Source organism: Variovorax glucosi (assembly GCF_051216695.1).
In the GTDB taxonomy this organism is placed as follows: Bacteria; Pseudomonadota; Gammaproteobacteria; order Burkholderiales; family Burkholderiaceae_C; genus Variovorax.
In genome coordinates, this window is record NZ_JBPJZE010000239.1 from 1 (window position 1) to 1,181 (window position 1,181).

A 1,181-nucleotide genomic window follows, 5' to 3' on the forward strand; every position below is an offset into this window, starting at 1 on the left:
GCTGATCAACCGCCAGGTGTGCGGCGGCGACTTCGAGACCACGGTGGAGCGCAGCGACTGGGGCATCACCTGGGGGCTGAACTTCGGCTTCGAGAACAAGGTGAAGCTGCTGGTGCAGGTCGAAGCGGTCAACGTGCAGTGACACGGGCTCATGTTCATCCGGTTCGTGGTTGGAGGCGACGAGGAAGATCACCGGCAGCTCAGCGGGCTCGTCACCGAGACCCGCATCCTGCGAGACAAGGGCGAACTCACGGCCGCGGAAGAAGAGCGGCTCGAAGCGATCTATGCGTGGTTCAACGCGAATCTGCCCTGCCCTCCGTTCTCGAGTGCCGGTTGGTCGAGGAACGCCGTAGCCTGGTTCAAGGATGGCGCCACCGAGTCGATCCAGCAGATGCGCAGCCTCGCGGCGCTTCTGATCCAACATGACACCGCTGTCCGGATGCTGCGCTCGCGCAATCCCGGCAAAGTGCTTTACGAGGACCGGTTCCAGATCGTCGTCGAGGAATGGAAGAACCTGTGATGCGGCGGACGGGCGATCTGCGCTCGGCGACAACCAAGGAAACTGAATGATGGACACCACCCTTTCCCTGCTCGGCATCGCCGGCGCCATGACTGTGGGCGCGATGAGCCCCGGCCCAAGTTTCGTGATGGTGGCTCGCACCGCCGTGAGCTCTCGCGCTGACGGACTGGCTGCCGCGTTGGGCATGGGTGCCGGCGGACTGGTCTTCGCGATCGCCGCGCTGGCCGGGCTGCAGGCGGCGTTCCTGGCCGTGCCGGCGCTGTACGTGGCCATCAAGGGCCTGGGGGGCGCCTACCTCGTCTACCTGGGCATCCGGATATGGAGCGGCGCGCGCCAGCCGCTTGCCGTGACGCAGGAGACGGGCGCCTCGCCGCGCCAGCAGGGCCGCAGCGGCCGCGCCTTCCTGCTGGGCCTGGCCACGCAGGTCAGCAACCCGAAGACGGCGGTGGTGTACGCCAGCATCTTCGCGGCCTTTTTGCCGCGCGAGGTGCCGCTGGTGCTGGCACTCGCGGTGCCGGCGGTCATCCTCTGCATCGAGACGGGCTGGTACGCCATCGTGGCGCTGGCGCTGTCCTCGGCGGCGCCGCGCTCGGCCTACCTGCGCTACAAGGTCTGGATCGACCGGGCCGCCGGCGGCGTGATGGGGCTGCTGGGCCTGCGG

Annotated in this window: 2 protein-coding genes; both read left to right on the plus strand. The window is 67.7% G+C overall.

Features of this window, described 5'->3' with window-relative positions; all coding sequences use genetic code 11:
• The first annotated feature begins 151 nt into the window (after window positions 1–151).
• Window positions 152–520, plus strand: a complete 369-nt coding sequence (locus ACSFA3_RS24615; RefSeq protein ID WP_435473524.1) for a hypothetical protein — start codon at window positions 152–154, stop codon at window positions 518–520.
• Between the two features lie 46 nt (window positions 521–566).
• Window positions 567–1,181, plus strand: a 615-nt coding sequence (locus ACSFA3_RS24620; RefSeq protein WP_435507989.1) for a LysE family translocator, incomplete at its 3' end; no start/stop codon positions are given.

Coding starts and splice junctions, on each gene's coding strand:
- ACSFA3_RS24615 (WP_435473524.1), top strand. CDS start 152: ATGTTCATCCGGTTCGTGGTTGGAGGCGACGAGGAAGATCACCGGCAG.